13 protein-coding genes are annotated in these 14,151 nt (G+C 70.4%); 6 read left to right on the top strand and 7 right to left on the bottom strand.

Going from position 1 to position 14,151, the window contains the following annotated elements:
• Positions 1 to 91 precede the first annotated feature (91 nt).
• From CTZ28_RS38725 to CTZ28_RS38695, 7 genes are all read right to left on the bottom strand, one after another.
• On the bottom strand, positions 92 to 670 hold the full coding sequence (locus tag CTZ28_RS38725) for a flavodoxin family protein (protein WP_121894452.1): 579 nt from the start codon (positions 668 to 670) through the stop codon (positions 92 to 94).
• Entirely contained in the window at positions 670 to 1,203 is a 534-nt protein-coding gene (locus CTZ28_RS38720) for a flavin reductase family protein (RefSeq protein WP_259472008.1), read from the bottom strand. Before CTZ28_RS38720 ends, CTZ28_RS38725 begins: the two co-directional genes overlap by 1 nt.
• 576 nt (positions 1,204 to 1,779) lie before the next feature.
• Positions 1,780 to 2,787 (bottom strand): aldo/keto reductase, encoded by a 1,008-nt coding sequence (locus CTZ28_RS38715; RefSeq protein ID WP_121894451.1) that lies wholly within the window; start codon positions 2,785 to 2,787, stop codon positions 1,780 to 1,782.
• Complete coding sequence (locus tag CTZ28_RS38710; protein ID WP_121894450.1) at positions 2,784 to 3,545, bottom strand: SDR family NAD(P)-dependent oxidoreductase; 762 nt, start codon at positions 3,543 to 3,545, stop codon at positions 2,784 to 2,786. The genes CTZ28_RS38715 and CTZ28_RS38710 overlap by 4 nt, the downstream gene beginning before the upstream one ends.
• Positions 3,542 to 4,894, bottom strand: a complete 1,353-nt coding sequence (locus CTZ28_RS38705; RefSeq protein WP_121894449.1) for an L-fuconate dehydratase — start codon at positions 4,892 to 4,894, stop codon at positions 3,542 to 3,544. The genes CTZ28_RS38710 and CTZ28_RS38705 overlap by 4 nt, the downstream gene beginning before the upstream one ends.
• 11 nt (positions 4,895 to 4,905) lie before the next feature.
• A complete protein-coding gene (locus CTZ28_RS38700) occupies positions 4,906 to 5,601 on the bottom strand; it encodes a fumarylacetoacetate hydrolase family protein (protein ID WP_121894448.1) in 696 nt (231 codons plus the stop codon).
• A 300-nt stretch (positions 5,602 to 5,901) separates the two neighbouring features.
• Positions 5,902 to 7,755, bottom strand: coding sequence for a glycoside hydrolase family 35 protein (locus tag CTZ28_RS38695; protein WP_121894447.1), 1,854 nt, complete (start codon positions 7,753 to 7,755; stop codon positions 5,902 to 5,904).
• 51 nt (positions 7,756 to 7,806) lie between these two features.
• On the opposite strand from CTZ28_RS38695, the gene CTZ28_RS38690 reads away from it, so the two are divergent.
• The 6 genes from CTZ28_RS38690 to CTZ28_RS38665 all read left to right on the top strand — a co-directional run bounded on the left by CTZ28_RS38690 (position 7,807) and on the right by CTZ28_RS38665 (position 14,041).
• Entirely contained in the window at positions 7,807 to 8,823 is a 1,017-nt protein-coding gene (locus CTZ28_RS38690) for a LacI family DNA-binding transcriptional regulator (RefSeq protein WP_121894446.1), read from the top strand.
• Between the two features lie 241 nt (positions 8,824 to 9,064).
• Positions 9,065 to 10,387 carry a carbohydrate ABC transporter substrate-binding protein gene (locus CTZ28_RS38685; RefSeq protein ID WP_121894445.1) on the top strand — a complete coding sequence of 441 codons (1,323 nt, stop codon included), beginning with the start codon at positions 9,065 to 9,067 and terminating at the stop codon, positions 10,385 to 10,387.
• 109 nt (positions 10,388 to 10,496) lie between these two features.
• The gene (locus tag CTZ28_RS38680; protein WP_220795527.1) at positions 10,497 to 11,483 is read left to right on the top strand and encodes a carbohydrate ABC transporter permease; all 987 of its coding nucleotides are present in this window, start codon (positions 10,497 to 10,499) and stop codon (positions 11,481 to 11,483) included.
• A gap of 11 nt (positions 11,484 to 11,494) precedes the next feature.
• Positions 11,495 to 12,388: a carbohydrate ABC transporter permease gene (locus tag CTZ28_RS38675; RefSeq protein WP_121894444.1), complete on the top strand. Its 894-nt coding sequence runs from the start codon at positions 11,495 to 11,497 to the stop codon at positions 12,386 to 12,388.
• Between the two features lie 43 nt (positions 12,389 to 12,431).
• The gene (locus tag CTZ28_RS38670; protein WP_147481262.1) at positions 12,432 to 12,620 is read left to right on the top strand and encodes a DUF6903 family protein; all 189 of its coding nucleotides are present in this window, start codon (positions 12,432 to 12,434) and stop codon (positions 12,618 to 12,620) included.
• Positions 12,617 to 14,041, top strand: coding sequence for an alpha-L-fucosidase (locus CTZ28_RS38665; protein ID WP_121894442.1), 1,425 nt, complete (start codon positions 12,617 to 12,619; stop codon positions 14,039 to 14,041). The genes CTZ28_RS38670 and CTZ28_RS38665 overlap by 4 nt, the downstream gene beginning before the upstream one ends.
• The last annotated feature ends 110 nt before the right edge of the window (positions 14,042 to 14,151 follow it).

Below are 14,151 nucleotides of genomic sequence, written 5' to 3'. Positions count from 1 at the left end.
CGAGATCAGTGGGACGTGGACCGCACAGCCCGGGGGTACTGATGAGCCGCTCGCCGACCGCGCGGTCCGGTGACGCCGGCCTGGCCGTGGATCAGACGAGCGGCCTGAGCCGGGGGATGGTCGCGCTCGCCCGGCACGCGGCAGCGAGATCCGTGAGCGCACGCCCGTGCAGGGCTGCCAGTTCGAAGGTTTCCGGGGTCGGTGACCTGTCCGGACCGAATGCCGCGCGGGTCAGGAAGAGCGAGGGAGAGAGCACCTGGACGCCGTAGAACGAGGCGAGTGTGGCGCGCAGTTTCTCCGTCGCGAGGAAGTGTTCGGCGGCCGCACCGGTCATCACCACGGCCGCCGCCTTTCCTCGCAGCGGAGCCCGGGTCTCGTGCGGTCCGCCGCGCTCGACGTGTTCCAGGAACGCGGCGAGCAGCGAGGTGTGCGTGGCCCGGTAGGTCGGTGAACCGAACACGATCGCGTCCGCCGACTCGACCGCGTCCACCGCGGCGGCGAATCCCTCGGCCTGTCCGCCGCGAAGGTCGGTGACGGAGGTGAGAGCACCCGCGGCACGGCAACCGTGGAGAACCGCGTCGACGGCGGCCGCTGTCGTCCCGCTTCCGTGTGGGCCGGCGAGTACCGCGGCGACCTTGAGGGGATCTCCGGCGATGTCGGGGGCGCTCATCAGGAGGCCCGCCAGTCCGCGCGCGGGTAGGAGCCGCGGTAGTACAGCAGGGGGCTGCGTTCCGCGTCGTGGTCGAGGGCGGTGACCTCGCCGATCACGATCGTGTGGTCACCGCCGTCGTATTCGCGCCACAGGCTGCACTCGGCCCAGGCGATGACTCCGTCCAGGACGGGTGAGCCGTTCGGCGAGCGCTGCCAGCCGACGCCGGCGAACTTGTCCGTCCCGGACCGGGCGAACTGCCCCGAGAGTTCGGCGTGGTCGTCGGCGAGGACGTTGACGGCGAACCGGCCCACCTCGCGGATGCGGGGCCAGGTCGTGGAGGTTCGGGCCGGGCTGATGGACACCAGCGGCGGGGTGAGCGAGAGCGACATGAAGGACTGACAGGTGAAGCCGACGGGTTCGGCGCCCCGCCGGCCGCCCAGCGCGGTGACGACGACAACGCCTGAGCAGAAGGAGCCCATGGTGGCCCGCATGGCTTCGGGGGTGATCCCGGCGGGGGGCACGGCGGCCGGTTTGGCGGTGAGGCTGGTCATGCCCATCAGGGTCAGCCACGCCCCACCGGGGGCCTATCCGGCCGCGGCAGTCTCCCATCCGGTCCGTGCGACATCGCACGGCGGTCGGGACGGGGTGACTCCGTCGGCCGGGGGTACGGGCCGGACGCGCCGTGCGGAGCAGCCGACGCGGCTCGGGCCGGCCCTCCGCGACTGTTCCCCTTGCCCCTTGGGGCCGTCGGCCGCACGCAGGTTCATGCGGCCGCTGTTACCCGGGGCCGCCCCGGCAGAAACCGTGGGTGACCGATCACTCGGGGCCGTCGGCCTGCCCGTGACCTGTGGCCCGTGGACGTGGATCACGTTGCGTCCGAACACCACGTCCTTCTCTGAGGCCCGCGCGAGTCCGTGAGCGCCTCGGCGATCCCGACGACCGTCGCGTGGTCGGCCTCCAGGGTGCACACCGGTCGGCCGGAGTCGAACAGCAGCGCCGCAGACCGAATGCGTCCAGTGCGCGGTCGGCGCGGGGCCCGAGGCCCTCGGCCCGCCAGGCGCCGCAGGCCGACTGCCCAAGTATCGATCGCGCCGGCCGCGGACGGCGGGGGCGAAGGTGAGTGCGTGTCAGTCCGCCTCCGGAGGGGTGGGCACGTCGGCGGGGAGCAGCCCGCGCTCCTTGAGTTCCGTCCACAGCGCGGCCGGAACGCGATGGTGGAGCAGCGCGGCGGCGTCCTCGACCTCGGCGGCGCTGCGGGCGCCGACCAGGACGCTGGTGACGGCCGGGTGCCCGAAGGGGAAGCGCAGCGCCGCGGCACGCAGCGGCACGCCGTGCCGCTCGCAGACGCTCTTGAGGTCGAGGGCCCGTGCCACCAGGTCGCTGGGCGCGGTGGCGTAGTCGAAGGTGGCGCCGGGACGCGGGTCGGCGAGCAGACCGGAGTTGAACACGCCGCCGATGACGACTCCCACGCCCCGCTCGGCGGCCAGCGGCAGCAGTTCGCGCTGTCCGCGCTGGTCGAGCAGGCTGTAGCGGCCGGCCAGCAGGACGGCGTCGATGTCGGTGTCACGGATGAAACGGGTGAGCAGCCCGGTCTGGTTCATGCCGACGCCGATGGCACCGAGGACCCCTTCGGCGCGCAGCCGTTCCAGCTCCGGGTAGGCCTGGTCGAGCGCCTGTTCGGCGTGATCGTCGGGATCGTGGAGATAGGCGATGTCGATCCGGTCGAGGTCGAGTCGTTCGAGGCTGTCATCGAGGGAGCGGCGCACGCCCTCGGCGCTGAAGTCCCAGACCCGGCGGTGGTCCGCGGGCACGGCGAAGCCGTCGGCGAGGTCGTCACCGGGGCCCTGACCGCCGGCCGTGGCGGGCTCCAGCAGCCTTCCGACCTTGGTGGACAGGGTGTACTCGGCCCTCGGCAGGTCGCGCAGTGCCCTGCCGAGCCGCCGCTCGGACAGGCCAAGGCCGTAGTGCGGCGCGGTGTCGAAGTACCGGACACCGGACTCCCGGGCGGCGGCCACGGCCTGGGCGGCCTGGTCGTCGCTCACCGCGGTGAACAGGTTGCCGATCCCCGCCGCGCCGAAGGCGAGTTCACTTACGCGCACGGCGCTGCGCCCGAGCGTGCGCTCACGCGGGGTCATGCCTGCGGCTCCGGTCGTAGGCGCAGGCCCGCCATGCCGCCGTCGACGGCGAGCGCCGTACCGGTGGTGCTGCCGGCGGCCGGAGAGGCGAGGTAGGCGATGGCGGCGGCCACCTCCTGGGCGGTGACCAGGCGGCCGGTGGGCTGACGGCCGTTGAGTGCGGCGCGCTCGGCGACCGGGTCCGCGGCGGCGTCCAGCAGCCGCCCGACCCACGGTGTGTCCACGGTGCCGGGGTTGACGCAGTTGACGCGGATGCCCTCGCGGACGTGGTCGGCGGCCATGGCGAGGGTGAGGGAGAGGACCGCGCCCTTGCTGGCCGAGTACAGCGCGCGCTGCGGCAGGCCCGCGGTCGCCGCGATGGAGCAGGTGTTGACGACCGCGGCGTGTGCGGAGCGGCGCAGGTACGGGAGGGCGGCGCGGGTGACGCGGACGATGCCCAGTACGTTGACGTCCAGGACGCGGGCCCACTCCTCGTCCGGGTTGTCCGCCACGGTCCCGGCGGCCCCCGTGCCGGCGTTGTTGACCAGGATGTCGATCCCGCCGAGCTGCCGGGCCGTCTCCTCGACGGCCGAGCGTACGGAGTCGTCGTCGGTGACGTCGGCGGTGAAACCCCGCAAGGGGGCCCGTACGGCGGCGGGATCGAGATCCAGGACGGCGACGTCCGCTCCGTACTCACTGAGCAGTTCGGCCGTGGCGAGTCCGATGCCGGAGGCGCCACCGGTCACCAGGGCGGTGAGTCCTGCGAGGGTGCTGGTCATCCGTGGTCCTCCGCGTCGTTGCGGGGCTGGTCCCGGGCCGCGTCGGCGGCCCAGAACGTGCCGTGCGGGTAGCTGAAGGTGTCGATGGTGCTCTGGTGCATGGCGGCGGAGAAGCCGGGCGCGGTGGGTGCCCGGTAGGCGCCGTCGGCGATCACCACCGGGTCGAGGAAGTGCTGATGGAGGTGGTCGACGAACTCGATGACCCGGTCCTGTGTGGTGCCGGTGAGGGCCACGTAGTCGAACATCGACAGATGCTGGACGAGCTCGCAGAGGCCCACGCCGCCCGCGTGCGGGCAGACCGGGATGCCGAACTTGGCGGCCAGCAGCAGGATGGCGAGGTTCTCGTTGACCCCGGCCACCCGGGCCGAGTCGAGCTGGAGCACGTCGATGGCTCCGGCCTGGAGGAGCTGCTTGAAGACGATCCGGTTCTGCACGTGCTCACCGGTGGCGACCTTGACGGGGTGGACCCCGCGGCGGATGGCGGCGTGGCCGAGGATGTCGTCGGGGCTGGTGGGCTCCTCGATCCAGTAGGGGTCGAACTCCGCGAGCGCCTTCGTCCATTCGATCGCCTGGCCGACGTCCCAGCGCTGGTTGGCGTCGATCGCCATCCGGATGTCCGGTCCCACCGCCTCGCGGGCGGCGCGGCAGCGGCGGATGTCGTCCGCCAGGTCGGCGCCGACCTTGAGCTTGATCTGGGTGAAGCCGTCGGTGACGGCCTGCTGGGCGAGGCGGGTGAGCTTCTCGTCGGAGTAGCCGAGCCAGCCCGGGGAGGTGGTGTAGCCGGGGTAGCCGCGCCGCCGCAGTTCGGCAGCCCGGCCGGGGGCGCCCTGCTTGCCCTTGCGCAGGAGTTCCACGGCTTCGTCCGGGGTCAGGGCGTCGCTGAGGTAGCGGAAGTCCACCTGGCCGGCCAGCCATACGGGATCGGCGTCGGCGAGGAACTGCCAGACCGGCTTGCCCTCGTGTTTCGCGGCGAGGTCCCAGACGGCGTTGACCACGGCGCCTATGGCCATGTGCATCACGCCCTTCTCGGGGCCGAGCCAGCGCAGCTGGCTGTCGCCGATGAGGTCGCGGTACAAGGTGCCGGGGTCGGCGCACAGCTCGGCGACGGAACGCCCGACGATGTGCTCGCGCAGCGCGTCGATGGCGGCGACCTGGACGTCGTTGCCCCGGCCGATGGTGAAGGCGAAGCCGTGCCCCTCGTGGCCGCCCGCCGAGGTGCGCAGGACGACGTAGGCGGCGGAGTAGTCGGGGTCGGGGTTCATGGCGTCGGACCCGTCCAGCTCCCGCGAGGTGGGGAAGCGGATGTCATAGGTGTCGACGGCGGTGATCCGTGCGGGGGTCGGGGGCAACTCCGTGCCTTTCACGCGTTGACGAAGGTCTGGCGCTGGGTCCCGAGGCCGTCGATGGACAGCTCGACGGTGTCTCCTTCGCGCAGGTACGGGGTGCCGGGCAGGCCGAGGGCCACACCGGCGGGGGTGCCCGTGTTGATGACGTCGCCGGGGCCCATCGGGTTGAAGGTCTCGCAGGACTTGCCGAGGTCCCACTGGGGGGAGTGTTCGAGCTGGAACTCGCGCTCGGAGACGTCGTTGCTGATCGCACAGCCGGCGATGCACTCGGCTGCTGCGGCCGGATCGGCCAGGTAGCGGGCCTCGCGTCCGATGACGACGGCGAGTTCGACCTCCCAGTCGGTCTTCACCGAACCGCGCGGGATCAGTACCCGGTCGTCCGGGCCCACCACGGTGGACGGGTCCTTCATGAAGATCACCGGCCGCTTCGGTACGGGGGCACCGGTCTCCTCGGCGTGATCGCGGTAGTTGAGACCGACGCACACCACCTTGCCGGGGCGTGCGACGGGGGCGCCGGTCCGCTGACCGGTTTCCTCGACCGGTGGCAGGAGGCCCTCGGCCAGTGCCTGCCTGACCCGGTCGATGCCCCCGGAGGCGAGGAAGGCCCCGTCGATGTCTTCGGTCAGGCCGGTGAGGGCGAACATGCGGCCGTCCCCGTCGAGCACCGCCGGGGTCTCCGCTCCGGGTGCTCCGATGCGCAGTAGTTTCACGCCTGGTCTCCTGTCGTTGTTCGGGAGGTCGAGAGCTCCTTCGGCCCACACATCGGATGAATCCGGTGGTCTCAACCATAGGAGTGACAGCCTGTCCGCCGCAAGGAATCGCCTGAGGTCAGCGGTCAACCGCCGTGCTGACGGTGCGGTTCAGGGGTGGCGGGGACGGGGGCCGGTGTGCCCGCCCGCCTGTCGAATCCAGCATCAGCGGTCCGCAAGTCATCCGATGTGTTGCGGCCGAAGTCGTGGGGCCCGTGCGGCGCCCGCACGACCGGGATGCCCTGCCGCCCTGGGGAGGTCTCAGAACTCCTCCACGTACTCCTCCGGCGGCCCCAGCTCGGGGCGGTCCCGGAGCTCCAGGGTCTCGCCGAGACGTTCCAGTTCGAGGACGGTGACGGTGTTGCGGCCGGCGTGCAGCAGGGGAGCGGGGCAGTACAGGGTGACCTGGGGGCCGATCTCCCAGTGGCGTCCGAGCAGGAACCCGTTGACCCAGACGAGGCCGTGGGCCGATCCGGGCAGTGCGAGAAAGGTGTCCGCCGGTGTGCCGACCTCGATGTCGGCGGTGGCGAATCCGGCGGACGTGGTCGCGGGGCCCGCACCGAGCGCCTGCGACAGTTCGGCCGGTGACCACTCCTGGAGCGCGACCGGTGTGCTCTGCCATCCCTGCACCATGCGCCGGTCGACGAGGACCGGACCGAGCAGGCCCTTGTGCCGGCCGACGCGGGGACCGTAGTTGACCCGGCCGAGGTTCTCGACCACGACCTCCAGCCGTACGATCTCGCCCGTCCCGGACACGGTCAGCTCGGGGGAGCCGGGGTCCGTGACGCCGAGGAAGGCGCCGTCGACGAAGACCAGGGCCCGGTCGCGCACATCGGTGAAGATCAGCCGGTGCTCGCCCGCCGGTATGCGCGGGTGGGCGACATACCGGACCATGCCCGCGTCGAGGCCGAGCTGTTCGAACGTGGCAGGGCTCGGGGAGGCCGTGGACCGGGCGGGCACGGCCGCCAGCGCGGGGAGCAGGTCCGTGCGGTGGACGAGGGGAAGGCGTGCGGGAGGAAGGACCGGCAACCGCTCGGGAGAGCGCAGCGGTCGGTCCGTGCCGAGTGCCTCGCGCATGGCGAAGAACTTGGGGGTGAGACGGCCGTCCTCGGCGATGGGCGCGTCGGAGTCGTAGCTGGTGACGATGGGTTCCAGCCGGCCCTCGGTCTCATTGGCCCCCGCCCACAGGCCGAAGCTGGTGCCGCCGTGCGCCATGTAGATGCTGACACTGCCGTGGTCGGCGATGATGCCGCGCAGGGTGCGGACGGCGCTGTCGACTCCGCGGACATGGTGGTGGTCGCCCCAGTGGTCGAACCAGCCGTTCCAGAACTCGGCGACCAGAAAGGGTTCGTCGGGGCGGCGGCCGGCCAGGAGGCGCCGGGCGACCTCAGGCCTGGAGCCCAGGGTGGCGGCGGCCAGGGTGCCGGGCAGGGTGCCGCTGTCCAGCATGAGGTCCGTGGGCCCGTCGGCGGTGAACAGCAGCTCCCGGATGCCTCGTTCGGCCAAGGCCGCACGGCTCCAGCGCAGATAGGCGTGGTCGTCGCCGTAACTGCCGAACTCGTTCTCCACCTGGACCGCGACGACCGGTCCGCCCTCGCACGCCTGGAGTGCGGCCAGGCGCGGGATCAGCTCGTCGAACCAGTGGCCGACGGCCGAGGTGAACGCCGGGTCGGAGCTGCGGATCGTGAGGTCCTTCGCGGTGAGCCAGCTCGGCAGACCGCCGTTGGACCACTCGGCGCAGATGTAGGGGCCGGGCCGGACGACGACGTCGAGGCCCTCCTCGCCCGCCATGCGGACGAACCGTTCGAGATCCCGCCAGCCGTCGAAGGACGGGGGCTCGCCTTCGCGGGGCTGGTGGAAGTTCCAGGCCACGTAGGTGTCGACCGTGTTGAGCCCGAGGTCGGCTATCCGTCGGATGCGGTCTCGCCAGAGGCCGGGGTGCACCCGGAAGTAGTGCATCGCACCGGACAGGATGCGGTGGGGGACGGCGTTGCGGTACAGGCGGCCGTCGCGCCAGGAGAGTGTGGCCGTGGGGGTGGTGACCGGCGCATCGGCTGGGGGCCGTGGCTCGGTGATGTGCTCTGTCACGGATGGAGGGTATGTTATCGGTGACATGGGTGACAAGATTGGTAGGCTCCCTTGGATGGCGTCGGGGGAGGGAAGGCGATGAACGAGGACACTGTGCGGCAGAGGCAGCCGAGCATGGCCGACGTGGCTCGCATCGCGGGTGTGTCGGCCCAGACGGTCTCGCGCGCGCTGCGCGGCTCACCGAACGTCAACCCCGAGACCCGCAGGCGGGTGCTGGCCGCCGTGGAGCAGGCCGGCTACCGGTTCAACAGCGCGGCCAGAGCCCTGTCCTCGGGGCGCAGCCACACCATCGGGCTCGTCCTGCTGGCGTCCGGCGGCTACTACTCGCGCTCGGCGGTGACGGCGGGTGTCGAGTCGGCAGCGGGCGCGGCCGGGTACGCGGTGAGCATCGCTACCATCTCCGCGCTCGACGTCGGCCTGATGGAGGGCGCGCTGGCCAGGCTCGCCGACCAGGGTGTCGACGGACTGGTGATCGCGGTTCCGCTCATCTCCGTGACGAAGAAGATGGAAGACATCACCGGCGACATCCCGACGGTCACGCTCGACGGTTCGCGGACCGCGGGCGCCCGGGTCCTCGGCATCGACCAGATGGAGGCCGGGCGGATCGCCACCCAGCACCTGCTCGACCTGGGGCATCGTCAGGTCTGGCACGTCTCAGGGCCGGACGAGTGGATCGAGGCTCGGCAGCGGCGCCAGGGCTGGCGGGACTGCCTGGAGGCGGCGGGGATCGAGGCCCCGCCGCCGCTGGAGGGCGACTGGTCGCCCGGCTCCGGGTACCGGCAGGGCCAGATCATCGCGATGATCCCGGAGGTCACCGCGGTCTTCGTGGCGAGCGACGAGATGGCGTTCGGGGTGATCCGCGCCCTGCGCGAGCGCGGCCGCTCGGTGCCCGAGGACGTGTCGATCGTCAGTGTCGACGACATCGCGCTTGCCGCGTTCTGCGCGCCGCCGCTGACGGCCGTCAGGCAGGACTTCTTCGCCTACGGCGCGGCCGCGGTCACCCTGCTGCTGCAAGGTGACACCGAGGGCGAGGAGCCCGTCAGCACCCCCACGTTGTCCGTGCGTTCCTCGACGGCCCCGCCGCGCCCGCAGTGAGTAACGTTTCGGCCATCGGCTGAATCAGCCTGCGGCTGACCCTTGCGCACCCATGAGATCGATGCCATCGTTGCGCATCATGTTATCGGTGCCACCGTAACAGTCCCGGACCACGGCATGGCCGGACCGGGATGCGGTGGCGCGGTGTGCCGGCGCTTCGGCCTGCGACGCGTCCCTGCGCCGGCCCCGCACTACCGCTCGCAGTCAGGTGGGCAACTGCTGTCCACGGGAAGGACCCCAAATGAGGAGATCGCTCGCCCTTGCGGGCACCGCGGTGACGGCACTCTGTCTGCTCGTCGGTTGCTCGTCCGGCGGCGACGACGCGGGCTCGGGCAGGACGACCCTCAAGGTCGCCGCCCTCGAAGGCGGTTACGGCCGGGCCATGTACTCGGAGGTCATCAAGGCCTACGAGGCATCGCACCCCGACGTCGATGTCCAGTTGCAGATCTCGAAGAGCATCGAGGACGAGATCACCCCGAACATGAAGGCGGGCAAGTACCCGGACGTCGTGGTGCTCGGCCAGGGCCGCAAGGCCGCCCTCCCCGAGACCCTGATCAAGGACAAGGCCCTCGAAGACCTCACCCCGGTGTTGAAGACCCAGGTCCCGGGCGAGGACAGGACGGTGGGGGACAAGCTCACCGACGGCATCGTCGGCAACCTCAACACCAATCCGTACGGCACGGACCAGACGTATCTGATGCCGCTGTACTACGCGCCGACCGGACTGTTCTACAACCAGGGCCTGTTCATGGAGCAGGGCTGGCAGGTCCCGGCCACCTGGGACGAGATGTTCGAGCTGGGCGACAAGGCCAAGAAGCAGGGCATCGCGCTGTTCACCTACCCGACGAGCGGCTACCTCGACTCCTACTTCTACGCACTGCTCGCCGACATCGGCGGGGAGCAGTTCTACACCGACGTCATGACGTACAAGAAGGACGTCTGGAAGACGGCGAACGCCAAGAAGGCGCTCGACATCACCACCAGGCTGCTCAGCTACGCCGCCCCGACCACCGTCGGCTACGCCAACGAGCAGGACTTCACCAAGAACCAGCAGTCGATCCTCGACAACAAGGCGCTGTTCATGCCGAACGGCACCTGGATCACCGGCGAGATGGCGGACGCCCCGCGTGCGAAGGGCTTCGCATGGGGCCTGACCCCGCTGCCCGCCGCCACCGAGGGCGGCAAGCGGTACCTGACCACGTCGGTCGAGTCGGCGTGGGTCCCCGGCGCCGCCAGGAACAAGGACGCGGCGAAGGACTTCATCGCCTACCTGTACTCCGACAAGGCCGCCGAGATCTTCGCCAAGTCCAACGCGATCCAGCCCATCGAGGGCATCGCGAACAGCCTGACCGGTGAGAGTGCCGAGTTCTACAAGCTCTACGAGGACCCGTCGGTCTCCGCGCTGGTCGGCGGTTTCGCCTCCACCGCACCCGTCGAGGGCGTCGACATCAAGGCCACCCTCTTCGACACAGCCAACAGCATCATCAGCGGCGACACCACCGAGGCCAAGTGGCAGTCCGCGCTGAACGAGGCCAGCGAGAAGCTGCGCCAGGCGGGCGACTGACCGGCCCGGCGGCGGCCCGGATCAGCCGGGCCGCCGCCGGTGCTCCCAGAACCCGGGAGATCCTCTCGGCTCACCCAGGACTGTTTCGTACGACCGGAGGACCGGCACGGTGACGACCCTCTCCACCCCACCCCATGACTCGGCGGAGCGCACAGCGCGTTCCGCCCCGTCCCCCCGAGGCTCCCGGCGCGGTGCCCGTTCCCCGGTTCGGCGGCGCCGCGGCGACCTGCGCTTCGTGCTCGCCTGCCTGCTGCCCGCGCTGGTGCTCTTCGCGGTGTTCATGGTCTACCCGACCATGAACGTGTTCCGGATGTCGCTCTACACCTGGAGCGGGTTCTCCCCGGACATGAAGTTCGTGGGGCTGGACAACTTCCGTCATCTGATGGACGACGACCAGTTCGTGCGCGCCTTCCAGAACACGGTCGCGCTCCTGGTCGTGGTGACCGTGGTGACCATGGGCATGGGCCTGTTCCTCGCCGCGATCATGACACGGCAGAAGCTGCGCGGCCGCAACCTCCTCCGGTTCGTCCTGTACATTCCGAACATTCTCTCCGTGGTCGTGATCGCGGCGATCTTCTCCGCCGTCTACGACCAGAAGAACGGCCTGCTCAACGGGGCCCTGCGACTGCTGTCCCTGGACGGCTGGCAGCAGGTCTGGCTCGGCAACCAGAAGATCGTGCTCTACTCCGTCGCCATCGCGATGGTCTGGCAGTCGCTGGGCTACTACATGGTCCTCTACATGTCGAGCATGGCTGGCATCCCCGAGGAGCTGTACGAGGCCGCCTCGCTCGACGGCGCCTCCGTCACCCGGCAGTTCTTCTCCATCACCCTGCCGCTGATCTGGCAGAACCTGCGGACCTCGCTGACCTTCTTCATCATGAGCGCGGTCAACCTGAGTTTTGTGCTGGTCCGTGCGATGACCGGCGGCGGCCCCGACAGCTCCTCCGAAGTGCTGCTGAGCTACATGTACAAGCAGGCGTACACGAATTCGTCGTACGGCTACGGCATGGCCATCGGTGTCGTCATCTTCGCGTTCTCGTTCCTTGTGTCGCTCCTGGTGAGCCGGGCCACGCGGCGCGAGCCCCTCCAGTTCTGAGGACAGGCACCATGACTGTGATCAACTCCTCCCGTTCGCGCGCCGTCCGCTCGCGGACCGGACGTGTGCTCACCTATGCGCTCGTCCTCGCCCTCGCGCTCGCCATCGCGGTGCCGGTCGTCTGGGTGCTGCTCGCCTCGCTGAAGAAGAAGAGCGAGTTCTTCGGCAGCCCCTGGACGCTGCCCGAAGGCCTGCGCCTGCAGAACTACGCCGACGCGTTCGTCGACGCGCACCTGGGGCAGTACTTCCTGACCTCGGTGTTCGTGACCGTGCTCGGCCTCGTCCTGGTCCTCGCGGTGTCCGTGCCCGCCGCCTACGTCATCGCCCGGTACGACTTCCCGGGCCGCGGCATCGTGGAGATCGCCCTGCTCGGCGGGCTGTTCGTCAACGTCAACTACATCGTCGTACCGATCTTCCTGATGCTGGTCGGCTGGGACAAGGCGCTCGTGGACGTCTTCCCCGGGGGGTTCTTCATCGACAACCCGGCCATGCTGTCGCTCGTCTACGCCGCCACCTCGATCCCCTTCACCATCTATCTGCTCACCGCGTACTTCCGGTCCATCCCGGTCGAGTACGAGGAGGCGGCCTCGCTCGACGGCGCGTCCCGCTGGCGGATCATGACCCGGATCATGCTGCCGATGGCACGCCCCGCGGTCACCACCGTCATCCTCTTCAACTTCCTCGCCTACTGGAACGACTTCATCATCTCGCTCACCCTGCTGCCTGGCGACGGCAAGACCGTCCAGGTCGGCCTGCTCAACCTGTTCACCGCCCAGAAGGCCGCGGCCGACTACGGGCGGCTGTACGCCGGCATGGTCATCGTCATCGTGCCCGTCCTGATCGTCTACGCATTCATCCAGAAGCGGCTCATCGAAGGCATGGCATCCGGCGGAGTCAAGGGCTGACGGCCGCACAGCCCCAGCGGAAGGAAGGCCGAATATGGCCGGTATGGCCGAAATGAAGGACTCGATGCGAACGGCGCTGCTCGTCACCGTGCGCACGCTCGTCGCGGCGGCCTGTGTGGCGCTCGTGGTGATCGAGCGGTCGACCGTCGGATGGGGGCACCTCGGGGTGATGCTCCTCGCACTGGCCGGGTTGCTGCTGCTCCTCGCCTCGTACAACCGGAGGTTCCGATGAGTGCCGCGCAGTCCGGGCGGGCACTGGCCTCGGTCCGGCCGAGCGAGCGGCAACTCGGCTGGCAGGAGATGGAGTTCTACGGGTTCATCCACTTCGGGATGAACACCATGACGCACCGGGAATGGGGCGAGGGCCATGAGGCCCCGGCCCTCTTCGACCCGTCGGACCTGGACGCGGACCAGTGGGTCGCCGCGCTCAAGAGCGCGGGGATGACCGGGGTCATCCTGACCTGCAAGCACCACGACGGGTTCTGCCTGTGGCCCAGCGACGTCACCGGGCACTCGGTCGCCTCGTCGCCCTGGCGCGACGGCAAGGGCGACGTGGTCGCCGAGGTCGCCGACGCGGCCCGCCGGCACGGCCTGAAGTTCGGGATCTATCTCTCCCCGTGGGACCGCACCGAGGCGTCCTACGGCTCGGGAACCGGCTACGACGACTTCTACGTCGCCCAGCTCACCGAACTGCTCACCCGCTACGGTCCGGTGTTCACCGTGTGGCTGGACGGTGCCAACGGCGAGGGCCCGAACGGAAAATGCCAGCTCTACGACTGGGAGCGCTACTACGCGGTGGTCCGCGCACACCAGCCGGACGCGGTGATCAATGTGTGCGGTCCCGACGTCCGCTGGTGCGGCAACGAGGCCGGCGAGACCCGCCCCGACGAGTGGAGCGTGGTACCGCGCGCCCTCCAGGACGCCGAGCGGACCGCGTCCCGCTCCCAGCAGGCGGACGACGGCACCTTCGCCCGGCTGGTCCGCAGCGACGACCGCGACCTGGGCAGCCGCGCCGCCCTGGCCGGGCACGAGGACGACCTGGTCTGGTACCCGGCCGAGGTCAACACCTCGATCCGGCCCGGCTGGTTCCATCACTCTGCCGAGGACGACCAGGTCCGTTCCGTGGACGAACTGTTCACCGTCTACCTGCGGTCGGTCGGCGGCAACTCCTGCTTTCTGCTCAACGTCCCCCCGGCCGCCGACGGCCGCCTGCGGGACGCCGACGTGGACACGCTCAAGCGGCTCGGGCAGCGCATCGCGGACTTCCGCGCCCGCCGGATCGAGGCCGCCGCGACGGTCACCTCCGGCACCCCGGGCGATATCGCCACAGCCTGGCCTGGCCGGGCCCGTACCCCTTGGTGTCCGGACGACAGCGACACCCGGCCCGCCGTGACGCTCGCCTTCGCGGCTCCCCGCCGCATCGAGGCGGTCGTGCTGGGCGAGGAGATCACCCAGGGGCAGCGCATCGAGCATGTCGTCGTACGGGGCGGTCACCAGGGCGACCGGACGACACTCGCCGAGACCAACGCGGTCGGCTACCAGCGGATCCTCACCTTTCCGCCGGCGCTGGTGGACACGGTCGTCGTCGAGATCACCCAGAGCCGGGACACCCCCGTGGTCTCCCGGGTGGCGGCGATCGGGACGCCCTCGTGAAGGCGGTGGCCACCCGGGCGGGCTCCCGCAGCCCTGGCCGGGCGGGTGGCGCGGGCCGGCCGAGCGGTTCGAGGAGGCCCGGCGCCCGCAAAGCGGCCGGCGGGCGGACC

The sequence above is a fragment of the Streptomyces shenzhenensis genome (genome assembly GCF_003688995.1).
Taxonomy (GTDB): domain Bacteria; phylum Actinomycetota; class Actinomycetes; order Streptomycetales; family Streptomycetaceae; genus Streptomyces; species Streptomyces shenzhenensis_A.
This window is presented reverse-complemented; position numbering and strand designations above follow the sequence as displayed.